The 24,842-nt window shown below is 68.2% G+C and carries 26 protein-coding genes; 13 read left to right on the forward strand and 13 right to left on the reverse strand.

Annotated elements, in window-relative coordinates; all coding sequences use genetic code 11:
* The first annotated feature begins 139 nt into the window (after positions 1 to 139).
* The 5 genes from IEY36_RS03625 to ctrA all read left to right on the forward strand — a co-directional run bounded on the left by IEY36_RS03625 (position 140) and on the right by ctrA (position 4,396).
* Complete coding sequence (locus IEY36_RS03625) at positions 140 to 1,162, forward strand: zinc-binding dehydrogenase (protein ID WP_188965580.1); 1,023 nt, start codon at positions 140 to 142, stop codon at positions 1,160 to 1,162.
* Positions 1,149 to 2,057, forward strand: a complete 909-nt coding sequence (locus tag IEY36_RS03630; protein WP_188965581.1) for a lipid A biosynthesis lauroyl acyltransferase — start codon at positions 1,149 to 1,151, stop codon at positions 2,055 to 2,057. The genes IEY36_RS03625 and IEY36_RS03630 overlap by 14 nt, the downstream gene beginning before the upstream one ends.
* A gap of 71 nt (positions 2,058 to 2,128) precedes the next feature.
* Entirely contained in the window at positions 2,129 to 2,584 is a 456-nt protein-coding gene (locus IEY36_RS03635; protein WP_188965582.1) for an STY0301 family protein, read from the forward strand.
* A 27-nt stretch (positions 2,585 to 2,611) separates the two neighbouring features.
* Positions 2,612 to 3,514, forward strand: a complete 903-nt coding sequence (locus IEY36_RS03640; RefSeq protein WP_229681092.1) for an alpha/beta fold hydrolase — start codon at positions 2,612 to 2,614, stop codon at positions 3,512 to 3,514.
* A gap of 132 nt (positions 3,515 to 3,646) precedes the next feature.
* Positions 3,647 to 4,396 (forward strand): response regulator transcription factor CtrA, encoded by a 750-nt coding sequence (ctrA, locus tag IEY36_RS03645; RefSeq protein WP_188965583.1) that lies wholly within the window; start codon positions 3,647 to 3,649, stop codon positions 4,394 to 4,396.
* A 165-nt stretch (positions 4,397 to 4,561) separates the two neighbouring features.
* Here the strand turns inward: ctrA and IEY36_RS03650 are convergent, their stop codons facing one another.
* The 6 genes from IEY36_RS03650 to IEY36_RS03675 all read right to left on the reverse strand — a co-directional run bounded on the left by IEY36_RS03650 (position 4,562) and on the right by IEY36_RS03675 (position 10,665).
* Positions 4,562 to 5,389, reverse strand: a complete 828-nt coding sequence (locus IEY36_RS03650) for a CheR family methyltransferase (protein ID WP_188965584.1) — start codon at positions 5,387 to 5,389, stop codon at positions 4,562 to 4,564.
* Positions 5,386 to 6,477, reverse strand: a complete 1,092-nt coding sequence (gene cheB / locus IEY36_RS03655) for a chemotaxis-specific protein-glutamate methyltransferase CheB (protein WP_229681094.1) — start codon at positions 6,475 to 6,477, stop codon at positions 5,386 to 5,388. The genes IEY36_RS03650 and cheB overlap by 4 nt, the downstream gene beginning before the upstream one ends.
* Positions 6,474 to 6,857, reverse strand: a complete 384-nt coding sequence (locus tag IEY36_RS03660) for a response regulator (RefSeq protein ID WP_188965585.1) — start codon at positions 6,855 to 6,857, stop codon at positions 6,474 to 6,476. Before IEY36_RS03660 ends, cheB begins: the two co-directional genes overlap by 4 nt.
* A gap of 10 nt (positions 6,858 to 6,867) precedes the next feature.
* Positions 6,868 to 7,368 (reverse strand): chemotaxis protein CheW, encoded by a 501-nt coding sequence (locus IEY36_RS03665; protein ID WP_188965586.1) that lies wholly within the window; start codon positions 7,366 to 7,368, stop codon positions 6,868 to 6,870.
* A gap of 13 nt (positions 7,369 to 7,381) precedes the next feature.
* Positions 7,382 to 9,976 carry a hybrid sensor histidine kinase/response regulator gene (locus IEY36_RS03670; RefSeq protein WP_188965587.1) on the reverse strand — a complete coding sequence of 865 codons (2,595 nt, stop codon included), beginning with the start codon at positions 9,974 to 9,976 and terminating at the stop codon, positions 7,382 to 7,384.
* Positions 9,977 to 10,047: 71 nt separating this feature from the next.
* A complete protein-coding gene (locus IEY36_RS03675; protein ID WP_188965588.1) occupies positions 10,048 to 10,665 on the reverse strand; it encodes a histidine phosphotransferase family protein in 618 nt (205 codons plus the stop codon).
* Positions 10,666 to 10,764: 99 nt separating this feature from the next.
* Between IEY36_RS03675 and IEY36_RS03680 the strand changes: the two genes are divergently transcribed.
* The 8 genes from IEY36_RS03680 to IEY36_RS03715 all read left to right on the forward strand — a co-directional run bounded on the left by IEY36_RS03680 (position 10,765) and on the right by IEY36_RS03715 (position 16,901).
* Positions 10,765 to 10,920, forward strand: coding sequence for a DUF3553 domain-containing protein (locus IEY36_RS03680; RefSeq protein WP_188965589.1), 156 nt, complete (start codon positions 10,765 to 10,767; stop codon positions 10,918 to 10,920).
* Positions 10,917 to 11,672, forward strand: coding sequence for a sulfite exporter TauE/SafE family protein (locus tag IEY36_RS03685; RefSeq protein ID WP_229681095.1), 756 nt, complete (start codon positions 10,917 to 10,919; stop codon positions 11,670 to 11,672). Before IEY36_RS03680 ends, IEY36_RS03685 begins: the two co-directional genes overlap by 4 nt.
* 42 nt (positions 11,673 to 11,714) lie before the next feature.
* On the forward strand, positions 11,715 to 12,086 hold the full coding sequence (locus IEY36_RS03690) for a GYD domain-containing protein (protein ID WP_188965590.1): 372 nt from the start codon (positions 11,715 to 11,717) through the stop codon (positions 12,084 to 12,086).
* A gap of 92 nt (positions 12,087 to 12,178) precedes the next feature.
* Positions 12,179 to 13,201, forward strand: coding sequence for a GTP 3',8-cyclase MoaA (gene moaA / locus IEY36_RS03695; RefSeq protein ID WP_188965591.1), 1,023 nt, complete (start codon positions 12,179 to 12,181; stop codon positions 13,199 to 13,201).
* Position 13,202: 1 nt separating this feature from the next.
* On the forward strand, positions 13,203 to 13,598 hold the full coding sequence (locus IEY36_RS03700) for a hypothetical protein (protein ID WP_188965592.1): 396 nt from the start codon (positions 13,203 to 13,205) through the stop codon (positions 13,596 to 13,598).
* Positions 13,599 to 13,829: 231 nt separating this feature from the next.
* A complete protein-coding gene (locus tag IEY36_RS03705) occupies positions 13,830 to 14,684 on the forward strand; it encodes a carbon-nitrogen hydrolase family protein (RefSeq protein WP_229681096.1) in 855 nt (284 codons plus the stop codon).
* Positions 14,681 to 15,439 carry an NAD kinase gene (locus IEY36_RS03710; RefSeq protein ID WP_188966140.1) on the forward strand — a complete coding sequence of 253 codons (759 nt, stop codon included), beginning with the start codon at positions 14,681 to 14,683 and terminating at the stop codon, positions 15,437 to 15,439. Before IEY36_RS03705 ends, IEY36_RS03710 begins: the two co-directional genes overlap by 4 nt.
* A 286-nt stretch (positions 15,440 to 15,725) precedes the next feature.
* Positions 15,726 to 16,901: an MFS transporter gene (locus IEY36_RS03715; RefSeq protein ID WP_188965594.1), complete on the forward strand. Its 1,176-nt coding sequence runs from the start codon at positions 15,726 to 15,728 to the stop codon at positions 16,899 to 16,901.
* 40 nt (positions 16,902 to 16,941) lie between these two features.
* Here the strand turns inward: IEY36_RS03715 and IEY36_RS03720 are convergent, their stop codons facing one another.
* The 7 genes from IEY36_RS03720 to accC form a co-directional block, all read right to left on the reverse strand.
* A complete protein-coding gene (locus IEY36_RS03720) occupies positions 16,942 to 17,697 on the reverse strand; it encodes an FkbM family methyltransferase (protein ID WP_188965595.1) in 756 nt (251 codons plus the stop codon).
* A gap of 71 nt (positions 17,698 to 17,768) precedes the next feature.
* Positions 17,769 to 18,806, reverse strand: coding sequence for an ABC transporter ATP-binding protein (locus IEY36_RS03725; protein WP_188965596.1), 1,038 nt, complete (start codon positions 18,804 to 18,806; stop codon positions 17,769 to 17,771).
* Positions 18,803 to 19,789, reverse strand: a complete 987-nt coding sequence (locus IEY36_RS03730; protein ID WP_188965597.1) for an ABC transporter ATP-binding protein — start codon at positions 19,787 to 19,789, stop codon at positions 18,803 to 18,805. The genes IEY36_RS03725 and IEY36_RS03730 overlap by 4 nt, the downstream gene beginning before the upstream one ends.
* 2 nt (positions 19,790 to 19,791) lie before the next feature.
* The gene (locus IEY36_RS03735; RefSeq protein WP_188965598.1) at positions 19,792 to 20,718 is read right to left on the reverse strand and encodes an ABC transporter permease; all 927 of its coding nucleotides are present in this window, start codon (positions 20,716 to 20,718) and stop codon (positions 19,792 to 19,794) included.
* Positions 20,715 to 21,722: an ABC transporter permease gene (locus tag IEY36_RS03740; RefSeq protein WP_188965599.1), complete on the reverse strand. Its 1,008-nt coding sequence runs from the start codon at positions 21,720 to 21,722 to the stop codon at positions 20,715 to 20,717. The genes IEY36_RS03735 and IEY36_RS03740 overlap by 4 nt, the downstream gene beginning before the upstream one ends.
* 21 nt (positions 21,723 to 21,743) lie before the next feature.
* Positions 21,744 to 23,342 (reverse strand): ABC transporter substrate-binding protein, encoded by a 1,599-nt coding sequence (locus IEY36_RS03745; protein WP_188965600.1) that lies wholly within the window; start codon positions 23,340 to 23,342, stop codon positions 21,744 to 21,746.
* A 134-nt stretch (positions 23,343 to 23,476) separates the two neighbouring features.
* Positions 23,477 to 24,823: an acetyl-CoA carboxylase biotin carboxylase subunit gene (gene accC / locus IEY36_RS03750; protein WP_188965601.1), complete on the reverse strand. Its 1,347-nt coding sequence runs from the start codon at positions 24,821 to 24,823 to the stop codon at positions 23,477 to 23,479.
* Positions 24,824 to 24,842: the final 19 nt, after the last annotated feature.

A 24,842-nucleotide genomic window follows, 5' to 3' on the forward strand; every position in this document is an offset into this window, starting at 1 on the left:
GAAGGAAGGTCGGGGGAGGACACCTCCCCCGAATCCCCCTCCGTTTTCTGTCCATTGGCGCCGTCCCCAGATGTCAGTCTCCAAAAGTCAAAAAAAGGAGGGGGTTCGGGGGAGTTCTCTCCCCCGACCTTTCTGTTGAATGCGCGCACTCCGCCTCCACGCCGACCGTGACCTCCGCCTGGAGGACATCCCCGCCCCGCCGCCCCCCGCCGCTGGCGAGGTGACGCTACGCATCCACGCCGTCGCGCTCAACCACATCGATGTGTGGGGCTTCCGCGGCATGGCCTTCGCTAAGCGCGAGATGCCCCTGATCGTCGGGGCCGAAGCGGTGGGCGAGGTGGTTGCCATCGGCGAGGGCGTGACCGGCTGGAAGATCGGCGACCGCGCCGCCCCCTATGGCGCGCTGACCTGCGGCAAGTGCCGCCGTTGCCTGGCCGGGCAGGACAACCTCTGTGAGGACGTCCGCGGCGTGAAGGGCTTCCATGTCGGTGGCTTCGCCTGCGAGCTGGTGAACCAGGAAGCGCGGCTGATGGTGCGGGTGCCGGACGGCATCAGCTGGGAAGATGCCGCCTGCGGTCCAATCACCTTCTCCACCGTCGAGCACATGCTGTTCGACAATGCGAAGCTGGAACCGGGCGAGACCATCCTGGTGCATGCCGCCGGGTCGGGGATCGGCACGGTGGCGGTGCGCATCGCGAAGGATCTCGGCTGCACGGTCATCGCGACCGCGGGCGATGACGAGAAGTGCGCGAAGGCCAAGGCGCTCGGCGCCGATATCGTGGTGAACTACTCGACGCAGAACTTTCCGACCGTGGCGCGCCGCGCGACGGGGAAGGTCGGCGTGGATGTGGTGTTCGAGCATGTCGGCGCCTCGACCTGGGCCGGGTCGCTGCTGTCGCTGCGCATGGGTGGGCGGCTGGTGACATGTGGGTCGACCAGCGGCGTGTCAGCCGAGACCAACCTGATGATGATCTTCCAGCGCCAGCTGCGCATCTTCGGGTCCTTCGGCGCGTCGATGCGCAACATCGCCGATGGCTACGCCAAGATGGCGCGCGGCATCCTGCCGGTGCTCGACACGGTGCTGCCGGTGGAACGCTTCACGGAAGGGCTCGACCGGCTGGAAAGCCGGCGCGTCTTCGGGAAGATCGTTGTTACGCTTTAAGTACCGCCTCTGGCTGTTCGCCGACCGCCTGTTCGGGCTGCTCGTCCGGGCGGTCTTCGCGCTGTTGCGCCTGCTGGGGCCGGATGCCGGGCCGCGCATCGGGGCGTGGATGGCGCGCAGGCTCGGCCCGCTGACCTCCGCCAACCGCATCGGGCGGGAGAACATCGCCGGCGCCTTCCCGGAGAAGACCGAGGCGGAACGCGCAGCGATCCTGACCGAGGCATGGGACAATCTCGGCCGGGTCGCCTGCGAATACGTCCATATGGACAGCATCTGGGATTTCGACCCCGAGAACCCCGAGGCCGGGCGCATCACCGCCAGCGCCGAGACGATGGCGCTGTACGAGAGGCTGCGCGAGGACGGCAAGCCGGCAATCGTCTTCTCGGCGCATTTGGCGAATTGGGAATTGCCGGCGATCGCCGCCGCCAAGCACGGCATAGAGAGCGCGGTGCTGTACCGCACGCCAAACAGCCCGGCTGTGGCCAAGGAAATCCTGCGCCTGCGCCAGGACAGCATGGGCATGCTGGTGGCGGCGGGCATGTCCGCGCCGTTCAAGCTGGCGCGAGCGCTGGAACGCGGCAAGCATATCGGCATGCTGGTGGACCAGCGGTTCGGGCGCGGGCCGCGCATCACCTTCCTCGGCCGGCCGGCCTTCGCCAATCCCTTGCTGGCGCAGTTGGCGCGGCGCTTCGACTGCCCTGTGCATGGCGCGCGCGCCATCCGCTTGCCGGGCGGCCGCTTCCGGCTGGACCTGACCGAGGAGATCGCCCTGCCGCGCGACGCCGAAGGTCTGATCGATGTCGAAGCCGCGACCCAGGAGATGAATAGCGTCATCGAAGGCTGGGTGCGCGAATATCCGGGCCAGTGGCTGTGGATGCATCGCCGCTGGCGGTGAGACGTGGCGCATTGCGCCTGCGGGCGTATCGGCACCACCCTGGCCGCGCCGATCCCACGCGAGGCCACCCCATGCGACGCATCGCCTTCCTGCTTCTGCTGCTGCCCGGCACTGCCGGCGCGGCGGAGATCACCTGCCCGGCCGCCGTCACCACGCCGCTCACCGCCGAGGCGATGCCGGGCTGGATGGTGGACCCGCATCCCTCCCCTACCGGCTTTCCCTATCGCGGCCCGGACTCGGCCGGCCGCAAGCGCTTCGAGGGCGTGACCATCGTCGATGGCGGCCCCGGCGACCTGCGCGCCGAGGCGCCTGGCTCCCTGGTGCCGGATGAAAGCGCGATGCAGGGCGGCCAATTGCGGCAGCGCTGGGATGTCTCGCAAGGCAGCCCACGTGGCTTCCTGATCGTCTGCCGGTACGAGGGCACGGCCACGGTGCTGGCACAGGTGCTGCCCGCGACGGCGCGGGAATGCGTCCAGATGCTGCCGCCACGCGCCAGGGGCCGGGCGCTCTCGGCGCTGTGCCGCTGACCCGGTCGAATGAGAAGGAGAGAAAGCGTGTCCCATGTGATGGTCACCGCCGGCGCGCTGGATGTCGCCGTCGAACTGCACGGCCCGGAAGACGGCCAGCCGGTCGTGCTGCTGCATGGCTTCCCCGACGATGTCCGCACCTGGGATGGGGTAGCCCCGCCGCTCGCGGCCGCCGGCTATCGGGTGGTGGTGCCCTATCTGCGCGGCTATGGCCCGACGCGGTATCGCGACCCGGCGACGCCGCGATCGGGCCAGCAGGCGGCGTTGGGGGCGGATCTGCTGGCGCTGATGGACGCTCTGGGCATCGGCCAGGCGCTGCTGGCGGGCTATGACTGGGGCGGGCGGGCCGCCTGCATCGTCGCCGCATTGTGGCCCGAGCGGGTGCGCGGGCTGGTCTCGGCGACCGGCTACAACATCCAGGACATTGCCCGTTCGACCGAACCACGCGAGCCGGAGCGGGAGCTGCGCTACTGGTACCAATGGTACCTGCACACCGAACGCGGCGTGGCCGGGCTCACGGCCAATCGCGCCGCCTTCTGCAGGCTGCTGTGGAAGATGTGGTCGCCGACCTATCCGATGACCGATGCGGAATATGCGGTAACCGCGGCGAGCTTCGACAATCCGGATTTCGTCGCGACGGTGGTGCAATCCTACCGCCACCGCCACAAGGCCGCCGCGGGCGACCCGGCGCTGGAAGGGATCGAGGCGCGGCTGGCCGCGCAGCCGCCCATCACCGTGCCCACCGTGGTGCTGCACGGGGCGGAGGATGGGGTGGATCCGCCGGCCAACAGCGAGAACGAGACGCGGCGTTTCCTCGGCCGCTATCGGCGTGAGGTGATTGCAGGTGCGGGCCATTTCCTACCGCGCGAGGCGCCACAACCCTGGGTAGTTGCCCTGCGGGAGCTGAGGGGTCCATCCTCCCGCTCATGATGTCTCTTTTGTTGGGTTCGTTTACAAAATCAGGTTTACGGGTTATTCTTGAACCCGCTTGTTGGTGAAAAACCGCTTGATGATGCACGTATAGGTGGTACCTTATCGCCTGTAGCGTGAGAGGGCACCAAAATGCGCGTCTTGTTAGTTGAGGATGATCTCACGACTGCGCGTGGCATCACAATGATGCTCCGCCAGTCAGCCATGATCGTCGACAGCGCCGATACCGGCGAGGAGGCGGTCGAACTGGCCCGCCTCTACGACTACGACATCGTCATCCTCGACCTGATGCTTCCCGATATCGACGGTTCGGAGGTTGTCCGCCGGCTGAGGGCTGCGCGGATCGAGACGCCGGTGCTGATCCTGTCGGGCGTCAGTCGCCCGCAGACCAAGGTGAAGGTCTTCGGCATGGGGGCCGATGACTTCATCACCAAGCCTTTCGACCAGCAGGAACTGGTGGCCCGCATCCAGGCCATCGTCCGCCGCGCCAAGGGCTTCAGCCAGCCGACCCTGTCGGTCGGGCCGCTGAACCTCAACCTCGGCTCGCGGGAGGTGACGGTCGAAGGCCGTACCGTCCATCTGACCGGGAAGGAATATGCGATCCTGGAGTTGCTCGCCCTGCGCAAAGGCGTGGTGATGACCAAGGAAGCCTTCCTCAATCATCTCTATGGCGGCATTGACGAGCCCGAGGTGAAGATCATCGACGTCTTCATCTGCAAGCTGCGCAAGAAGCTCGCCCAGGCCGGTGCCTCCGACCTGATCGGCACGGTCTGGGGCCGCGGCTATGTGCTGCGCGACCCCACCGCGTCCCGCGCTGCCGGCTGGCAGACCAGTGCGGCTGGCATCACCGGCCCGGTTGTCCTCGACGTTCGCGCGGCCTGATCCGCGCCGGACGGCTGCCCGGCCCCGCCGATGCGGGCCGGGCCCGACCACCACCACCAGCACATCGTCGAGCCTCGAGGCCAGGCAGCGTCGCGCGCCCGGCCTGCTGGCACGCGGATGGCCGGGCGCCGTGGCCAACATTCCAATCCGTGGATCCACGGGGTGTCAGCCCGTCCGTGCTGCCGGCCGGGCCGCTTCATAGACGCCGCGCTCGCCGGGCGTGGGCACCAGGCGGTCGGTCAGGCCAAGCACCGTCTCCGCCCCGCCGAGATAGACCACGCCATCGGCCGCCACCAGGCTGGCCAGCGCCGCCAGCACGCGCGACTTGGTCGGCGCGTCGAAGTAGATCAGTACGTTGCGGCAGAACACCACGTCGAACCGGCCAAGGCCGCGCGGGTCGTCCAACAGGTTGAAGGCCTGCCAGCACACCATGGCACGCAGCTCGGGCGCCACCTGCCAGCGCGTACCCTCCTGCCGGAAGTGCTTGACCAGCATCTGAACCGGCAAGCCGCGCTGGACCTCGAACTGGGTGTAGACACCCTCCCGCGCGCGCTGGAGCATCTCCTGCGACAGGTCGGTGCCGACAATCTCCACGCGCCGCCCCGCCAGCGCCGCGCCGAGACCGACCGCGGTGATGGCGATGGAATAGGCTTCCTGCCCCGAGGAGCAGGCAGCCGACCAGATGCGGATGGCCTGGCCCGGCGGCCGCGCCGCGGCGAGCTTCGGCAACAGCTTCTTCAGATGCTCGAAGGGTTTGCCGTCGCGGAAGAACGAGCTTTCATTGGTGGTCAGCGCCTCGACCATTTCCGCGGCCAGCGCCTCAGACCGCGGCGCGCGCAAGCGCAGCGCCAGCGCGTCGAGGCCGGCAATGCCCTCCCGCCGCAGCATAGTGCCCAGCCGGGTCTCCAGCATGTAGCCCTTATCGGCCGTCAGCACGATGCCAGAGCGCACCTTCACCAGGCCCGCGAGAAAGTTGAAGCTATCCGGCGTCATGCGACGATCCTCTCGGCCGCAATCGCGGCAATGCGTTCAGCCAGGGCTTCGGGCGGGGCGAGCCACGACGTCAGCCCGGCACGCGCCACCGCCCCGGGCATCCCCCAGACCACGGAACTCGCCTCATCCTGTGCGAGGATCTGGCCACCGGCGGCGGCAACCGCGCGGCAGCCTTCCAGACCGTCATGGCCCATGCCGGTTAGGATCACCGCGAGCACCTTGCCGCCGGCGGCGCGCACCGCGCTGCGGAGCATCGGGTCCACGGCGGGGCGGCAGAAATTCTCTGGCGGATCGGTGGTGATGCGCGCACGCATGCCGCCCGCCGCCGCTTCAACCAGCAGATGCCGGTCCCCGGGGGCCAGGTAGGCACGGCCCGCCACCAGCACCTCGCCCTCCTTCGCCTCGGCACAGCGCAAGGTGCCCAGGCGGTCGAGATGCTCGGCGAGCATCGCGGTGAAGCCGGCCGGCATGTGCTGCACCACCACCATCGGCACCGGCAGGCGCGGCAGGCGCTTCAGCAGCGCGGCCAGCGCCTGCGGCCCGCCGGTCGAACACCCGATCGCGACGATGGCCGGCCGCGCGGCGGGCGCAAGACGGGATGTCGGACGTGGCGGCGGCGGCCCTGGCGCCGGCCGTGCCAGGGGCTTGCCCTCGCGCCGCTTCATCCGCGCCCAGCCGCGCACCTTGGTGATCAATTCGGTCCGAAAGACGGGGTCCGCCGCGCCACCCGTCGAACCCTGCGGCTTCGGGATGTAATCCGCCGCCCCGGCGGCCAGGGCGGCGATCGCCGCCTTCGCACCGCGCTGGGTCAGGGCGGAGGCGACGATCACCGCCGTACGCGGCGCCGCCTTCAGGATCAGCGGCAGCGCCGTCATCCCGTCCATCACCGGCATTTCAAGGTCGAGCAGCACCACATCGGGCCGCGCCTCGGCGAGCGCGGCCAGCGCCGCCTCGCCATTCGGTGCGCGGTGCACCACGCGAATGCCAGGCTCGGATTCCAGCAGCCGCGCCAGGATGGCGCGCGCCGTCGCGCTGTCGTCGCACAGCATCACCCGCACCTCCTCCATCGAAGGGGGCGCAGGGTTCATGCCACTTCCTCCAGCAGGCCGACCTGGGTGAATTTGTCGCGGATGATGTCCGCGTCGAACGGCTTCATCACGTATTCCTGCGCCCCGGCGCTCAGCGCCTCGATGATGCGGGCGATCTCGGCCTCCGTCGTGCAGAGCACGATGCGCGGATGGTCGGGCCCGAATTCCGCCCGCGCGGCGCGCAGGAAAGTGATGCCGTCCATCACCGGCATGTTCCAGTCGAGCAGCACGCCATCGGGCAGCTGTGCCCGGCAGGCATCCAGCGCTTCCTGCCCGTCCTTCGCCTCGCGCACGGCGAAGCCGAAGCCTTCGATGATGCGGCGCGCCGCCTTGCGCACCACAAGGCTGTCATCCACCACTAGGCAGGTTCGCTGCGTCATTGTCGTTCCCTCAGCCGATCGCCAGGACACGCCCGACGTCGAGCGCGATGACGAGATGTCCTTCCTGCCGATGCACCCCGCGCGACACCTCCCGCCACATTGGGTCGAGCGTCGGCGGATTGGCCGTGAAGCCGCTGGCGGGCATCGGCACCACCTCGCCCACCTGGTCGACCAACAGGGCGTAGAGTTCGTTGGTTTGCTCGACGACAACGCTCATTGCCGGCGGTGCCTTGGCGTCGCGCGGCGGCAGGCCGAGCCGCAGCCGCAGGTCGAGCGCGGTGACGATGCGGCCGCGCAGATTGAGGCTGCCCGCCACCTCCCCCGGCGCGAGCGGGATGCGCGTGATGGCATGGGCGCCGAGCACGTCGCGCACCGCCAGCACCGGCACGGCGCAGGCCTGGCCGGCGACGGTCAGGGTGAGGAACACATCCTCCTCCGTCGGGGCGGCGGCGGTGGAAGCGGGCGGCGGCGGCCGCACGGCAGCGTCGGCGGCCGCGGTGGTGGTCTGCATGGCGGTCATCCCTTCACGCCTGGATCGGCGCGGACAGGCATTCGGACAGCGACCGCAGCAGCGCATCGCGGTCGTATTTCGCGACATAGTCGGTAAAGCCGGCCTCCCGGCCGCGCGCCACATCGGCGGGTTCGGCACGCGACGAAAGCGCGATCAGCGGCGACTCCGACCACGCGCCGCCGGCGCGCACGGCGCGAGCGAAGGCCAGCCCGTCCATGTCCGGCATCTCGATGTCGGAGACGATGGCATCGAAGGGCACGCCTTCCTCGCGGACCCGCATCGCCGCGACCGCACTCTCGACCGCCATGACCTCATAGCCCGCGGCCGAGAGGACCGGCACGACGAGATGGCGGAAGAAGGCGCTATCCTCGACCAGCAGCAGGCGCGGCCGCGCGGCATTGCTGCGCGCCGAGGGCGCGGCGCGGAACCAGTCGTCGCCGGCCTGAGACAGCCAATAGGCGGTGTCGATCACCTCGGTCACCCGGCCGGCAATCACCGCGCTGCCGATATAGCCGGGACGACCCGTGCCGGGCTCGATCTCGAGCTTCTCCTCGAGCACGTCGAGGATCTCCTCGACCGCGAGGCCCATGGCGCGGTCATTCTCGGTGAACACCAGCACGGGCTGGCGGGCATCGCCCTCCGGCGCCATCCAGTGGCCGCTGATCGGCACGATCGGCATCAACGCGCCGCGGTACTGCACCACGGGCGTCATGCCCGACATCTCGATCCGCTCGCCCGGGATGTCCTCGAGTCGCGCGACCAGGCCGAGCGGCACCGCCTTCGGCCCGCCATCGCCGGCGCGGAACAGCAGCAGCGAGGTATGCGCATTCGACCGCATGTCGATCGAGGCCGGCAAGTTGCGGCGCTCCTCCTCGGTCGCGGCATCGAGGCCGACACCGGCGGCACGCGCAATCCCGTTCGGGTCGAGGATCATGATGACGGACCCGTCGCCGAGGATCGTATTGCCGCTGAACATGGTGATGTGGCGCAGGATCGGGGCCACCGGCTTGACCACGATCTCCTCGGTGTCGAAGACGCGGTCGAGGATGATGCCGAAGGCCTGGCCGCCAACCTGCATCACCGCGACGAAGCCCTGGTCCTCGCTGGCGGCGTGCAGGCGCAGCAGCCCGGCAAGCGAGACCAGTGGCAGCAGCCGGTCGCGCAGCCGCAGCACCGCCGCATCCTTGATCCGTTCGATGCGCGGCGCGCCTTCCTGCGCTGCGCCGACGCGCACCAGTTCCACCACGCCGATCTGCGGCAGGGCGAAGCGCTCGCCGCCCGCCTCGACGATCAGCGCGGAGACGATGGCGAGCGTCAGCGGGATCTTGATGGTGAAGGTGGTGCCGCGACCTTCCTTCGAGATCAGTTCGACGGTGCCGCCAATCTTCTCGATGTTGGTCTTGACCACATCCATGCCGACGCCGCGGCCCGACACCGAGGTGACCTGCTGCGCGGTCGAGAAGCCGGCGGCGAAGATGAAGCGCAGCACCTCACGCTCGCTCATCTGCGCGAGTTCGGCCTCGGTCGCGAGGCCATTGGCCAGCGCCTTGGCTCGGATGCGGTCGACCGGCAGTCCGCGCCCGTCGTCGCCGACCTCGATGATGATGTGGCCGCCTTCATGATAGGCGTTCAGGATGACGCGGCCGGTCTCTGGCTTGCCCGCGGCGCGCCGCTCGGCCGGCTTCTCAAGCCCGTGGTCGCCCGAATTGCGCACCATGTGCGTGAGCGGGTCGCGGATGAGTTCCAGCACCTGGCGGTCGAGTTCGGTCTGCGCGCCGCGCATGTCGAGCTCGATCTTCTTGCCCAATTCATGCGACAGGTCGCGCACCAGCCGCGGCAGCTTGGCCCAGGCATGGCCGATCGGCTGCATGCGAGTCTTCATCACCCCTTCCTGCAGGTCGGAGGTGATGTGCGACAGCCGCTGCAGCGGCACCGCGAAGGCATCGGACTGATGCGCGCGCGCCAATTGCAGCAACTGGTTGCGCGTCAGCACCAGCTCGCTGACCAGCGTCATCAGGTCTTCCAGCACATCGACCGAGACGCGGATGGTCTGTTGCGTGACGGGCGCACTGCCATTGGGCGCCATCACCTCGGTGGCGGGCTCGTCGATGGCCGAGGTAGCGGGACGGGCGCTGGCAGGTGGGGGCGCCTCGACCGCCGGTGCCTCGCTCGGCGCCACCGAGGGCGGAGCAGCGGCGGACGGCGGCGCCGGTGCCAGTGCCGGTGCATCCTCGCCCTCGGCCGCGGCGTTGAGCGCCGCGATCAGCGGCACGTCATCGCCCACCGGCTCGGTGCCGCTCGCCTCGATGCCGCTGACGATCGCCTTGATCCGGTCGAGCGCCGAGAGGATCAGCGTGATGCCGGCCGGCGTGACCGCCAGCGTGCCGTCGCGATAGCGGCCGAGGATGTTCTCGCCGGCATGGGCCACCGCCTCCAGCCGCGACAGGCCAAGGAAGCCGCAGGTCCCCTTGATGGTGTGGACCAGGCGGAACACCTCGGACAGCGTCGGCTGGTCATCGGGTGCGCGTTCCAGCCGCACAAGCGCCGAATCGAGGGCAACCAGCCCCTCATTGGTCTCGGTGAGGAAATCCACCAGCAAGTCGTCCATCTCAGCCCTCGCGCTTCGAGGGGGACAACGTCACCCGGCCGGACGAAAGAATCCGTAAAGCCCGGCCAGCCTCAGGCGCCGAAAATGATCATCAGCGGTCCCATCGTCTGGCCCGGCGGCATGGCGATGGACAGGCGCAGCCGGGCCGCGGTAGCGAGGCTGCACAGCCAGACAACGGTGAGGTCGCGGCCCATCGGGTCCACCGGCATCTCCCCGCCCAGGGCGCGCAGCAGCGACGGCGGCCAGGCCGCGCGTGGCCCGTCGGGCCAGATCGCCAATTCGCCGCCCGGGTCGCCGGCCAGGCAGACCCGGCCGCCGCGCGGCAATGCCTCGCCAGCCAGCACCATGGCGGCCAGCAGCGCCGGCACCACCGCCTCGGGCAGGCTGACGCCGAGGTCGAGCGCGCCGGCCTCGGCCGTCGCCCGCCCGCCGGCGAGTTGCCCATCGAGCAGCGCGAGGGTGCTCCCGAGCGTCGCCTCCCCCTGCCCGCCGAGCATGGCGCGCCACAGTACCAGGCGGCGGCGCAGCACCTCGGCCGCGTCCTGGGCGAGGGTCTGCGCCTCCCCCCCCACCTCGGAAATCATGTCGAGCGCGTTGCCGATGGTGCCGACCACGCCGCCCAGGTCGTGGCACAGGCGCAGCCCGACCATCCGCGCCAGGTCGATGTTGGCGGTAGGCTGGAGGGTCATCGTTCGGGCATCCCTTGCGTCATGACGGCGAACGGTATCCTCTGCGCTCATTGACGCCACATTAGCGCCGGGGCCGTGAGCGCAACCATTGAACCAGGCATGCGAGTCCGTCTTCCGTCCCGCCCTGACTGGGGCAGTGGGCAGGTTCAATCCGTGGCGGGTAGTCGCATTACGGTGAATTTCGAGCATGCGGGCAAGGTATTGATCAATGCCGCCGTGGTGGACCTCGAGATTCTGGAGGATGACCGGCGTTGAGCAGCCTTGCCGAGTCGGCCTGGCCGGTCCTGGCCGACTGGCGCCTGTTGGCCGCCATCGTGGCGACCGCCGTCGCGGGCGTGATGCGCGGTTATTCCGGCTTCGGCACGGCGGTGATCCTCGCCCCGGTCTATTCCCTGCTGTGGGGACCGCGCGCCGGGGTGCCGGTGATGCTGCTGATGGAACTCGTCGTCTCGGTGCAGCTGCTGCCCTCTGCCATGAAGGAAGCCGACCGGCGCGTGGTGCTGCCGCTGGGCGGCGCCGCGGCGCTCGGCACCCCGCTCGGTGCCTGGTTCCTGTTCACGGTGGATGGCGAGGTGCTGCGCCGCTTCATCGGCGGATTTGTGCTCGTGTTCGGCCTGCTGCTGATGTCGGGCTGGCGCTACCATGGCACGCGGCCGCTTTCGCTCAACATCGCGATCGGCGCAGTGGCCGGGCTGCTCAAGGGCTCGACGGGCATGAGCGGGCCGCCGGTCATCCTCTACCTGCTGGCCGGGCTCGAGGAAGCGAAGCGCCATCGGGCCAACCTGATCATGTTCTTCGCCTCCATCGCGATCGTGTCGGTAATCGTGCCGCTGCTGGGCGGTCTGGTGGGCGTGACGACGCTGCTGCGCCTGGCGGTGCTCCTGCCGGTCATGGCGCTGACGGTGCCGGTCGGCACGCGTCTGTTCCATGTCGTCCCGGTACGGCTGTACCGCCCCTTCGCCATGGGAGTGCTGCTTGCGGCCGGCGGACTTGCATTGTTTGGATAACGAAATTAATTCTCGGTACAGTAACTTGCGGGCGTAACCTGCGTGGCGGCCGGCCATAAGACGGCCGCCAGGGAGGAAACCATGCCTCATTTCATGTATGAGTGGTCATTCACGGCCGCACAGGCGAAGGCGCTGGTGGAAAACCCCCAGGACCGCGAGGCCCCTGCGCGGCAGGTGGTCGAAGCCTTTGGCGGCCGCCTGCTCTGCTACTACTTCATGCTGGGTAAGCGCGACGGCATGCTGGTCGCCGAATTTCCCGACACGGAGAGCGCCGCCGCCTGCAGCATGCGGGTGGCGTCCAGCGGAGCCTTCACGGCCTTTCGGACCCATGCGCTGATGACCTCGGCCGAGGCCCAACGGTCGATGCAGAAGGTCAAGGCGGCATCCTTCGCATATCACCCACCGGCAGGCTGACCCGCTGCCCGCCGGCCGCGGGGCGGCACCTGCTCGCCCCGCGTGCCGATGGGGGCTTGCAGCCATGGGGCGTCCGGCCCCAAATCCCGACCATGCAGGACCTTGATCCTTCCACCACCGGCCTGATCGACCCCTTCGGCAGGGCGGTGACCTATCTGCGCGTCTCGGTGACGGATCGTTGTGACCTCCGCTGCGTCTATTGCATGGCCGAGGACATGACCTTCCTGCCGAAGAAGGAGATCCTGACACTCGAGGAGCTGGATCGGCTCTGCGGCGCCTTCATCGCCCTCGGCACCGACAAGATCCGCCTGACCGGCGGCGAGCCGCTGGTGCGCAAGGGGGTGATGACGCTGGTGCGCAGCCTCGGCGCCCGCATCGGCGCCGGTGGCTTGCGCGAGCTGACCGTCACAACCAACGGCACTCAGCTGACCAAGATGGCCGAGGATCTGTATGCGGCCGGCGTGCGGCGCATTAACGTGTCGATGGACACGCTGGACCCGGGCGTCTTCGCCGCGGTCACCCGCTGGGGCAAGCTGGAACAGACGCTCGACGGCATCTTCGCCGCCAAGGCCGCCGGCCTCGCGGTGAAGATCAACGCCGTGGCGCTGAAGGGCGTCAATGAGGATGAATTCGACCGCATGGTCGCCTGGTGCGGCGAGCACGGCTTCGACCTCTGCCTGATCGAGACCATGCCGCTCGGCGATATCGGCGGCGACCGCACCGACCAGTACCTGCCGCTGTCGCTGGTGCGCTCGCGCCTGCGTAAGACCTGGACGCTGGAGGACACCGACTACGCGACCGGCGGGCCGGCCCGCTACGTCACGGTGAAGGAAACCGGCGGGCGGATCGGCTTCATCACGCCGATGACCCATAATTTCTGCGAATCCTGCAACCGCGTGCGGCTGACCTGCACGGGCACGCTGTTCATGTGCCTCGGCCAGGATGACGCGGCGGAATTCCGCGACCTGCTGCGCGCGCCGTCGACCGACGACGCCGTGCTGGCCCAGGCGATCCGCGAGGCGATCACGCGCAAGCCCAAGGGCCATGACTTCGTCATCGACCGCCGGCACAAACGCCCGGCTGTCGCGCGCCACATGAGTATGACAGGCGGCTGAGATGCTTCAGGATTTGGTCGAGCGGCTGACGATCCCCGGCATGCCCTCCTGGGTCGCGCTGGTGCTGCTGGGGGCGATCACGGTGTCGCTGCTGGCCTTCCTGGCCATGCCCTTCGCCGTCTTCGGCGTGAAGTCGCGGCTGGAGGCGATCGAGGCGGAACTGGCCGATTTGCGCATGGAACTGAGAGCCCTGGTGTTGCAGGGGCCAGGCGCCAGCGTGGCGCGGGCGCCGGTCGAAGTCGATTACGTCGCCCCGCCGGTGCGCGGCGCGAAACGGGCACCGGAATTCGACACCCGCATCGCCCCGCCGGTGCCGCCACCCGCCGCGCGGCCGGCGGCACGCTCGACCAGGGCCGAGCCGCGACTGGATTGGCCGAAGGCGGATCGGGGAGCGTGACGGACAGGGAGTCGCCGGAGAGGGCTTTGCCCCCTCCGGACCACCCCCACCAAAGGCCTAAGGGCCTCTGGACACCAATACTTGATGCCATCCCGCCCCACCCGGCCACCCCCACCAGGAGCGCACGGCGCGACCGCGCCCAGACCAACAAACGCCGCCCGCGCAGCAGTGCATGGCGCGAAGGCAAGCCGGCCGGACGGCCGGCGCCCGCCGTCTGAGGAATCAAACACCGTGCGCGTCTCCGTCATTCAGATGAACCAGGGCAGCGACAAGCCCGCCAATCTCGATCAGGCGCGCCGCCTGATCGAGGCAGCGGTGGCGGCCGACCACCCCGGCCTCGTCACCCTGCCCGAGACCTGGACCAATCTCGGCGGCGGGCGCGACAGCCGACGCGCGGCGGCGGAGGTGCTGCCCACGCCCGGCCAGGCCGGCGGCGCGGCCTATGAGATGCTGCGCAGCCTGGCGCGCACCCATGGCATCACCGTCCATGGCGGCTCGATCATCGAGGATGGCGGCGACAAGCTGTTCAACACGACGCTGGTGTTCGGCCCGGATGGGTCGGAGATCGCCCGGTACCGCAAGATCCACCTGTTCGACATCACCGCCCCGGACGGCACCGGCTACAAGGAGAGCGCGCTGTATGGCGGCGGGTCGGAACCGGCCTTCTTCGAGGCGGGCGGCATCCGCTTCGCCTGCACCATCTGCTACGATATCCGCTTCCCCGAACTGTACCTGACGCTGCGCCGCATGGGCGCCGAGGCGATCCTGGTGCCGTCCAACTTCACCCTGCAAACCGGCAAGGACCATTGGGAGGTGCTGCTGCGGGCGCGGGCGATCGACACGCAATGCTGGATGATCGCCGCCGCTTCCTACGGCAACTACGACGAGCGCGGTGCCACGCGGAGCGTCTATGGCCATTCGCTGATCGCCGATCCCTGGGGTCATGTCGTCGCCAAATGCAGCGACGGCATCGGCTGGGCCACCGCACGCATCGACCCGGCGGTGACGGCGCGGGTGCGCGCGGGCATGCCGCTCAAGGAGCATCGCGAGGCCGCCCGCGCCTGGCACGCCAAGGCCGCTTCGTGAAGCTCGCCATCCTCGCGGCGCAGAACGAAGCGGCGCGCGAGGCCCAGGAGACACTGGCCGCGCGCTACGGCGCCGCCGCGCCGGAGACCGCCGAGGTCGTCGTCGCCCTGGGTGGCGACGGCTTCATGCTGGAGACTTTGCACCGCTTCCTCGGCCGCGGCACGCCCGTCTATGGGATGAATCGCGGCTCGGTCGGCTTCCTGATGAACGACTATGCGGCGGAGGACCTGCCGGCGCGCATCGCCGCCGCCCAGGCCACGACGCTGCATCCGCTGCGCATGCGGGCCATCACCAATGGGGGCACCCCGGTCGAGGCGCTGGCGATCAACGAGGTCTCGCTGCTGCGCGAAAGCCGCCAGGCGGCGAAAATCCGCATCCTGGTCGATGGCCGGGTGCGGCTGGCGGAGTTGATCTGCGACGGCATCCTGGTCAGCACGCCGGCCGGCAGCACGGCCTACAACCTGTCGGCCCATGGCCCGATCGTACCGCTCGGGGCGAGCCTGTTGCCGCTGACGCCGATCTCGGCCTTCCGCCCGCGGCGCTGGCGCGGCGCGCTGCTGCCGGCGGATGTCGAGGTGGTGTTCGAGATCCTCGAACGCGACAAGCGCCCGGTCGCGGCGGTGGCAGACTACACCGAGGTGCGCGACGTCTCCCGCGTCGAGGTGCGCGAGGCGCGCGACGTCGAGCTGACGCTGTTGTTCGACCCCGACCATGGGCTGTCGGAACGTATCATCGCGGAACAGTTCACGGTTTGAGGTTATTCTGCCTCCCGCAGTCGATGCCGAGAACGGGACAAGGAGGGGCGTCGCCCCTCCAAACCACCCCACCAAATGACAGTGTCATTTGGAAAGGCGTCGTTTGGCACTGGACGGTGCGGGATTGCGGCGCCCACGACGAGCGCTCTATGCCCGAAAGCGGATCTAGGCGCCGATGCCGGCCGGGACGCCAGGTGCCAGGTATCGGTTTCCAACGGCCCTCAGGCCTTTGGTGGGGTGAGCACGAGAGGGGCGCCGCCCCTCTCGGTTTCACCCACCGCGCCCCATGACACCCCCCACCGGCATCCCCGACCGCACCCTGTTCTGGGGCATGGCGCTCAGCCAGTTGATCGGCTGGGGCACGGTCTATGTGCCCTTCCCCCTGCTGGTAGGGCCGATGGAAGCCGAGCTCGGCTGGTCGCGCGTACTGCTCAATGGCGGCTTCACGGCGGGGCTGCTGGCCTCGGGGCTGGCGGCGGTGCCGGCCGGGCGCTGGCTCGACCGGCACGGACCGCGGGCGATGATGAACAGCGGCATGCTCGCCGCCGCCCTGCTGCTGCTGGCGATGAGCCTGGTGCACCAGCCCGCCGCCTATGTCCTGGTCTGGGTGCTGATCGGCGTGGTGCAGGCGATGTGCCTGTGGACCACCGCGATGGCCGTGGTGGTGGCCGAGGCGCGCGACGTCACGCGCACCGTCACCGCCATCACCTTCGTCACCGGCTTCACCGCCACGCTGTTCATCCCGCTGACCGGGGCGATGATCGACCTGTTCGGCTGGCGCGGCGCGCTGCGGGCGCTGGCGGCGCTGCAACTGGCTGGCTTCGCGCTGACCGTCTTCACCTTGCGCCAGGCGCGTGGGCCGGTGCCCGGCGCGATGCGGCGCAACGGGCCGGGGCTTTGGGCGCGGCTGCAGCAGCCGGCCTTCCTCGGCCTGGCGCTGTGCTTCGCCGCCCATGCCTTCATCAGCACCGGCCTCGGCGCGCATCTGATCCCGTTGCTGCGCGAACGTGGCTGGCCGGAGGCGACGGTGCTGCTGCTCGCCGCCGCCCATGGGCCATGCCAGGTGGCGGCGCGCGCGCTGATGTTCGCCGCCGGCCGACGCGTCACCATGCGCGCGGTGGGCCGCTTCGCCACCGCGCTGCTGCCGGTCGCCATGCTCGCCCTCGCCCTCGGGCGCGACAGCCTGGCGCTGACCATCGTCTTCGTCCTGTGCTTCGCGATGGGCGACGGGCTGCTGACCATCGTGCGCAGCGCGGGCTCAGCCGAGATCCTGGGGCGGGAGGGCTTCGGCGCCATCTCCGGCGCGCTGTCGGCCGTCTCGATGCTGCCGCGCACAGCGGCGCCGTTGCTGATCGCGCTGGTTTGGGAGGGTGCCGGCGGCTACGGGCCGGTGCCCTGGATGCTGGCTGCGGTCGGGCTGCTGGCTGCGGCAGGCTTCATCGCGGCAGCACGGCCACGATGAAGTGTCACCGTAGGTCAGTCTCCACGTACTCCGTGGCGCACTACGGCTCCGGTGCGTAGAGAAAATCGACCGTCGAGAGCGCCTGGAGTTGGCGGTAACCGAGTGAGCGCAGCATTGCATCGCCCGGTTCGAATTCGCCGTGCTTCGCGCGCAGTTCGATCCAGATCAGCGGCCTGTGGCGCTGTACCGTCTCGCGCGCGCCTTCAAGCATCGTCACTTGCGTGCCTTCAACGTCGATCTTGAGGAGGTCGAGTCGATCGAGTGGCAGCGCATCGAGCGGCATCACCGGATAGTCGGTCCCACCCGCAAGCTTGAATTGGGAGGCGGCGATATTTTGGGTCGGAAAATGCGCGAGCGATCCACGTCCGGCGACAGCACCGAGTGCCATGTTGTGGCAATGCACATTGACGAGACCGTTGAGGGCGACGTTCTGTTTAAGGATGGCGAAGATGGTGCGCAGGGGTTCGAAAGCATGGACCTCGCTCGCGCCGCAAACCTTGGCAAAGAAAAGCGTATGGTTTCCGATATTGGCGCCGGCATCGACGATCACCGAACCTGGGCGGATCAGTTGGCGGGCGGCCGCCATCTGGTGGGTCTCGTAGAAGGTGTTGCTCAGCAAAATGATACGCTGCACCGCATCGGTCGCCGCATAGGGCAGATGCATGCGAATCGGAGTGTCGAAAGCGGCGAATTCGAGGACCCGCTCTGGACCCATTGCCTGCAACAGGACGGCAGCGCGCAAATCGTCCATTTTCCGAGATACGATTCGGAGGGCTTGGTCAAAGTCTTCGGCCATGCTGCATTCCTGTTCTGGATTTGGCGGTTCAGTGCGGGACGGGTGCGGAGCGCCCGACCTAGCTGTGGCCCCTATGCCGCGTCGTTCAGATGGCAGGCGCTGCGCTGCCCGGGCGCGACGACCTTCAACTCCGGCTTTTCGACCCGGCAGCGTTCCATCGCATGCGGGCAGCGCGGGTGGAAATGGCAGCCCGGCGGCGGGTTCAGCGGCGAGGGAATCTCCCCCTTCACCACCGCGAAGGCACGCTTGCGGCTTTCGATGCGCGGCACCGAGGCGAGCAGCGACTTGGTGTAGGGGTGGTTCGGGTTGGCAAAGACCGTCTCGGACGGCGCCTCCTCGACCACGCGGCCGAGATACATGATCACGACGCGATCGGAGATGTGTTCCACCACGCCAAGGTCGTGGCTGATGAACAGGTAGGTGAGGTCGAGCTCTGAGCGCAGCCGGATGAATAAGTTGAGGATCTGCGCCTGGATCGACACGTCGAGCGCCGCGACCGCCTCGTCGCAGACGATGAAGTCTGGCTTCACGGCCAATGCGCGCGCGATGCCGATGCGCTGGCGCTGGCCACCGGAGAACTGGTGCGGGTAGCGCCGCTTGAAGGCGGGGTCGAGCCCGGCGCGGCGCATCTGCTCATCGACATAGGCGTCGTAGCCGCCGCGGGTGGTGATGCCATGCACCAGCGGCGCTTCGCCGACGATGTCAGCGACCTTCATGCGCGGGTTCAGCGAGGCATAGGGGTCCTGGAAGATCATCTGCGTGCGCAGCTTCATCTCCCGCGAATCGGCGGAGTTGCGGTTCAGCAGGTCGATGCCGTCGCGCAGGATGCGCCCTTCGGATGGCGGCAGGATGCCGGCCACGATGCGACCGAGCGTCGACTTGCCGCAGCCGGATTCACCGACCAGGCCGACCACTTCCCCCTTGCGGATGGTGAGGTCGACATTGTCGACCGCGTGGACGACCTCCTCGCGGATATTGGCGCCGAGACGCTTGGCGATGCGGCCGGCGAAGTCGAGCTTCTTCTCGAAGCGGCGGGAGATGCCGCGCAGTTCGACCATTGGCGAACCGTCATCGATGCCGTGCGTCTGGGTAGCCATGGCCGCGCTCATGCTGCTTGCTCCGCGGCTTCGCTCATCGGGCGGAAGCAGCGCACATCGCGCCCAGGGGCCAGTTCACGGATCTCGGGTTCGGCCATGCAGACCTCGGCAGCGCGCGGGCAGCGGGTGCGGAAGGCGCAGCCCGGCGGCAGGTTGAGCAGAGACGGCGTCATGCCCGGGATCTGGCGCAGCGGCTCGCCGCGCTTGTTGCGCGACGGCACTGAGCCGATCAGGCCGTAGGTGTAAGGGTGCAGCGGCGTGTCCAGCACCTCGGAGACCGCGCCGTGCTCGACGATGCGGCCGGCATACATCACGGCGACGTCGTCGGCGAGGCCGGCGACGACCGACAGGTCATGGGTGATCCAGAGCAGCGCGGTGCCGGTGGTCGAGGCGAGCTTCTGCACTTCGGCCAGGATCTGCCCCTGGATGGTCACGTCGAGTGCCGTCGTCGGTTCGTCGGCGACGATCAAGTCCGGTTCGTGCAGCAGCGCGATGGCGATCGCGACGCGCTGGCGCATGCCGCCAGAGAACTGGTGCGGATAGGATTTCAGCCGTTCATCCGGGGACGGGATGCCCACCATGCCAAGCGTGTCGCGCGCGCGCTGGCGGGCTTCCTCGCGGCTGACCTTCTTGTGGGCGAGCACCGTCTCGATCATCTGCGTGTCGACGCGCAGGACCGGATTGAGCGTCATCATCGGGTCCTGGAAGATCATGGCGATGCGGTTGCCGCGCAGGTCGCGCATCTCCGACTCGCTCATCGTCACAAGATCGCGGCCCTGGAACAGGATCTGCCCGCCGACGATGCGGCCAGGTGCGTCGACGAGGCCAAGGATGGAGAAGCCCGTCACCGTCTTGCCGGAGCCAGATTCACCGACCAGGCCAAGCACTTTGCCGCGCTGGATGGAGAAGGAGACGTCATCCACCGCCTTCACCACGCCACCGCGGGTGAAGAAGTGCGTACGGAGGTTGCGGACTTCGAGTGTCGGCGTTGCCATCGTCACTTCTTCAATCTCGGGTTCAGCACGTCACGCAGCTGGTCACCGACCAGGTTGATCGAGACGATGGTGATGAGTAGCGCGATGCCCGGATAGAAGCTGATCCAGTACTTGCCAGACAGCATGTACTCGTACCCGTTGGCGATCAGCAGCCCGAGCGACGGCTCGGTGATCGGCACGCCGAGGCCTAGGAAGGACAGCGTCGCTTCCAGCGCGATGGCCCGGGCCACCTGCATGGTGGCGACCACGATCAGCGGCGGCAGGCAGTTCGGCAGCAGATGCCGGAACAGGATGCGATAGGTCGGCAGGGCGAGGCATTGCGCGGCCTCTATGTATTCGCGCCGGCGTTCCACCAGCGCGGTACCGCGCACGGTGCGCGCGTAATACGCCCATTCGACGATGACCAGCGCGACGACGACATTCATCACGCCCTTGCCGAGAAAGGCGAGGATCATCAGCGCGACGAGGATCGACGGGAAAGAGAGCTGCAGGTCGACCAGGCGCATGATGACCGTGTCGGTCCGCCCGCCGATATAGGCCGCCATCAGCCCAAGCGAGGCGCCGACGAGGCAGGCGATCAGCGCCGAGCCCGCACCCACGGTCAGCGAGATGCGCAGCCCGTACATGATGCCCGACATCATGTCGCGGCCCTGGTCATCGGTGCCGAGCCAATAGGTGAAGCCCGCGCCGCCCACCGTGCCGGGCTCCATCCGCCCGTCCATGATGTCGAGCTGGGCGAGATCGTAGGGGTTCTGCGGTGCGATCCAGGATGCGAAGATCGCGATCAGCGCGATGATCGTGATGACGACCAGCCCGCCCAGCGCGATGCGCGATTCACAGAATTCCGAGACGAAACGCCGCAGCGGCGTCTCGACCTTGTCTTGGCGTGGGGCTGCGGGGGTTGTCCCGCCGATGGCGACCTCGCTCATGTGCCCTTGTTCTCCAGCCGTACGCGTGGATCCAGCAGCGAGTAGGTCAGGTCCACCACCAGGTTGATGGTGATGAACATCATCACGATGATCATCAGGTAGGCGACGATGACGGGCCGGTCGAGCACGTTGATCGAATCAATGATCAGCTTGCCCATGCCCGGCCAAGCGAAGACGCTTTCCGTCACCACCGAGAAGGCGATGGTGGAACCGAGCTCCAGCCCGACCACGGTGACGACCGGGATCATGATGTTCTTGAACACGTGCACGAAGGTCACGCGCGCGGGGGAAAGCCCCTTGGCGCGGGCGAACTTCACATAGTCCATCAGCATCGTCTCGCGCACGCCGGCGCGGGTCAGCCGGATCACCAAGCTGATCTTGAACAGCGCGAGATTGACCGCCGGCATGACCATGTGGGAGAGGCCGTCGATGGTCAGGAACGACCATTGCACCCCGCTGCTACAGGGTTGCAGCCCGATGAAGCCGAGCACCGAGCAAGTGGTGCCGCGCCCGGTCGAGGGCAGCCAGCCGAGTTGCACGGCGAAGACCATGATCATCATCAGCCCGACCCAGAAGGTCGGCAGCGAGAAGCCGAGGATCGAGCCGGCCATGATGGTCTTGCTGGCCGAGGCGTTCGGCCGCAGCCCGGCATAGAGGCCGAGCGGCAGGCCGATGACCAGCGCCAGGAAGGTCGCCCCGAAGGCGAGTTCCAGCGTCGCCGGCATGCGTTGTAGGATCAGCCTCAGCGCCGGTTCATTGAACACGAAGGACCGCCCAAGGTCGCCCTGCACCGCATTGGTCAGGAACACCAGGTATTGCTGCCACAGCGGCAGGTCGAGCCCGAGCGCCACGATGGCGCGCTCGCGTTCGATCTGGTCCGCATCCGGGCTGATCAGGATCTCGACCGGGTCGCCGATGGCATAGACGCCGACGAACACGATCAGCGACATGGCCAATACGACGAACAGGGCCTGGATCAGGCGCCGCACAAGATAGACGGTCATCGGCGGCGCCCCTGCCCTGGGTTAGCGTGCTGCGGGACGCAGATCCTGCGCCCGGGTCAGTTCATCACGACGCGCGGTGTGCTCGAAGCCGCGCCGCACCGCCCAGATGTTGGTCTGGATATGCAGCGGGATCACGCCCACATCGGTCATGGCGATCCGCATTCCGTCGACCACTTCACGCTCGCGCTTCGCGTTGTCGAGTTCCGACAGCGATTGGAGCAGCAGCGCATCCACCTGCGGGTTGGAATAGCGCCCGCGGTTGGACGCGCCCCAGCCGCGGTCACGGTTCACCGTGGCGAGGATGTTGCGCAGCGGATGCGAGCCATCCGGGTTCGACCCCCAGCCGATCAGGAAGGCGGAGAAGTCCTGCCGTCCGGCGCGGCCGACGAAGGTGGTCCAGGGCTGTGCCTCGACGGCGGTGCGCACGCCGATGCGCGTCCACATCTGGCCGACCGCCTGGATAATGCGCGAATCATTGATGTAGCGGTCGTTCGGCCCGTTCAGCTGGATGCGGAAGCCGTTCGGGTAGCCGGCCTCGGCCAGCAGTTGCTTCGCACCATTCGGATCGTAGGTCGGCGCGGGCAGGTCGGCGACATAGCCGAACACCCCCTCGGGCAGGAACTGGTTGGCCGGCACGGCCGCCCCTTCCATCACACGCTCCACGATGGCGCGACGGTCGATCGCCATGGACAGCGCGCGGCGCACCCGCACGTCCTGCAGCGGATTGCGCCCCAGTGGCTTGCCGTCATTGTCGGTGATCAGCGGCGAATTCTCATTTGCCTGGCGCAGGTGGTCGAGCCCGAGGAACACCAGCCGCAGCCCCAGCGTCTCCGACAGATGCACGCTGTTGTTGCGCCGCAGATTGGTCAGGTCCGAGGTCGGCACCTGGTCGATCAGGTCCACATCGCCGGCCAGCAGCGCCGCAGTGCGCGCGGCGTCATTGGTGATCATGCGGTAGTTGACGCGCTGGAACGGCGCGCGCTCGCCCCAGTAGCCATCGAAGCGTTCGAATTCGATGCGGTCGCCGTTGCGGTGGGCGACTGCACGGTACGGGCCAGTGCCGATCGCGGCGCGCAGCGAGTTGAAATCCTCGGTCGTCGCGTTCTCGCTGACTTCCTTGTCGATAATGCGGACATTCGTCATGTCCAGCGGCAGCAGCGGGTAGGGCTCCGCCGTGTGGAAGCGAATGGTCAGCGGGTCGACGATCTCGATGCGCGTGATCGGACGCGCATAGGCCGCATAGGAGGACGGGCTGTTCGGCACATTCGGCAGCCGCGCGATGGTGAAGGCGACGTCCTCGGCGGTGAAGGCATTGCCATTCTGGAAGCGCACATTCGGGCGCAGCTTGAATTCCCACACGGTGGGTTCCGCCGCGCGCCATTCGGTGGCCAGGCCTGGGGTCTCGCGCGACCGGTCGTCGACATTCACCAGCCGGTCGAAGATCGTGTCCGACACCGCGTTGTTCGGCGACAGCTGATGGTAATGCGGATCGAGCGAGGTCACCGGTGCGCCGACTGCGATCGTCGCCGTCTGCGCCGAGGCCTGGCCCGCGGCAAGCACGAAACCCGCTGCGGCAATGGTGGAAGCGGCGAGCATGCGCCGGCGGATATTGGGTTTCATGGAGCACTCCCAGGCAAAAAGCGTCATGATTGTTTGTAGCAGCCAGCCAGGGGCACCGCTAGGCTCGCTCAGGGCGCATGGCACCGCCGCGCCCCGAGCGCATCTTCGCGCAATTCGGGCGTCCGGCCTGCTTGCTAGCCCTGGCGACCCGCCACGAAGCGTTCCAGCCAATGGATGGTATAGTCGCCCGACTGGAATTCCGGGTCGTCCATCACCGCCTGGTGCAGCGGCAGGGTGGTGCGGATGCCCGCCACCACCATCTCGTTCAGCGCGCGGCGCATGCGCGCGATCGCCTCCGGGCGCGACGGCGCATGCACCACCAGCTTGGCAACCAGGCTGTCGTAATGCGGCGGCACCGTGTAGCCAGAATACAGCGCGCTATCGACCCGCACGCCGAGGCCACCCGGCGCGTGATAGGTGTTCACGCGGCCCGGGCTGGGCGCGAAGGTGTCCGGGTCCTCGGCGGTGATGCGGCATTCGATCGCATGACCGCCGAAGACGATGTCCTTCTGCGTGTAGCCAAGCGGTTCGCCCGCCGCGATGCGGATCTGTTCCTTCACCAGGTCGATGCCGCAGACCATCTCGGTCACCGGATGTTCAACCTGCAGGCGAGTGTTCATCTCAATGAAGGCGAACTGCCCGTCCTGCCACAGAAATTCCAGCGTGCCGGCATTGCGGTAGCCGAGCGACGCCAGCCCCGCCGTCACCCGCGCGCCCAGTTCCTCGCGGTCAGCGGCGGTCAGCACCGGGCTACCGGCTTCCTCCACCAGCTTCTGGTGGCGACGCTGCAGCGAACAGTCGCGCTCGCCGAAATGCACGACATTGCCGTGGGTGTCGGCGAGCACCTGCAATTCGATGTGGCGCGGCCGGTCGAGGTACTTCTCGAGATAGACGCTGTCGTCGCCGAAGGCCGACTTCGCCTCGGTGCGGGCGACGCGCCAGGCTTCCTCGATCTCGGAAGCGTCGCGCGCCACCTTCATGCCACGCCCGCCACCGCCCGCGGCGGCCTTGATCAGCACGGGGTACATGATCTGCTCGGCGATCGCGCGCGCTTCTTCAAGCGAATCAAGCGCCCCCATCGAGCCCGGCACCAGCGGCACGCCCAGCCGGCGCATCGCGTCCTTGGCGGCGATCTTGTCACCCATCATGCGGATATGGTCGGGCGACGGGCCGATGAACTTCAGGCCATGCGCTTCCACCATCTCGGCGAAGCGGGCGTTCTCCGACAGGAAGCCGTAGCCCGGATGCACCGCATCCGCGCCGGTGATCGTCGCCGCCGACAGGATCGCGGCGACATTCAGGTAGCTGTCGCGCGCGGCCGGCGGGCCGATGCACACGCTTTCATCGGCGAGGCGCACATGCATCGCCGTCGCATCCGCCGTGGAATGCACGGCGACGGTGCGGATGCCCATCTCCTGGCAGGCGCGATGGACGCGCAGCGCGATCTCGCCGCGATTGGCGATCAGGACCTTGCCGAACATCAGGAATGCCTCGTCGCGC

Origin of the sequence: Neoroseomonas lacus (genome assembly GCF_014644535.1) — a bacterium.
In the GTDB taxonomy this organism is placed as follows: domain Bacteria; phylum Pseudomonadota; class Alphaproteobacteria; order Acetobacterales; family Acetobacteraceae; genus Neoroseomonas; species Neoroseomonas lacus.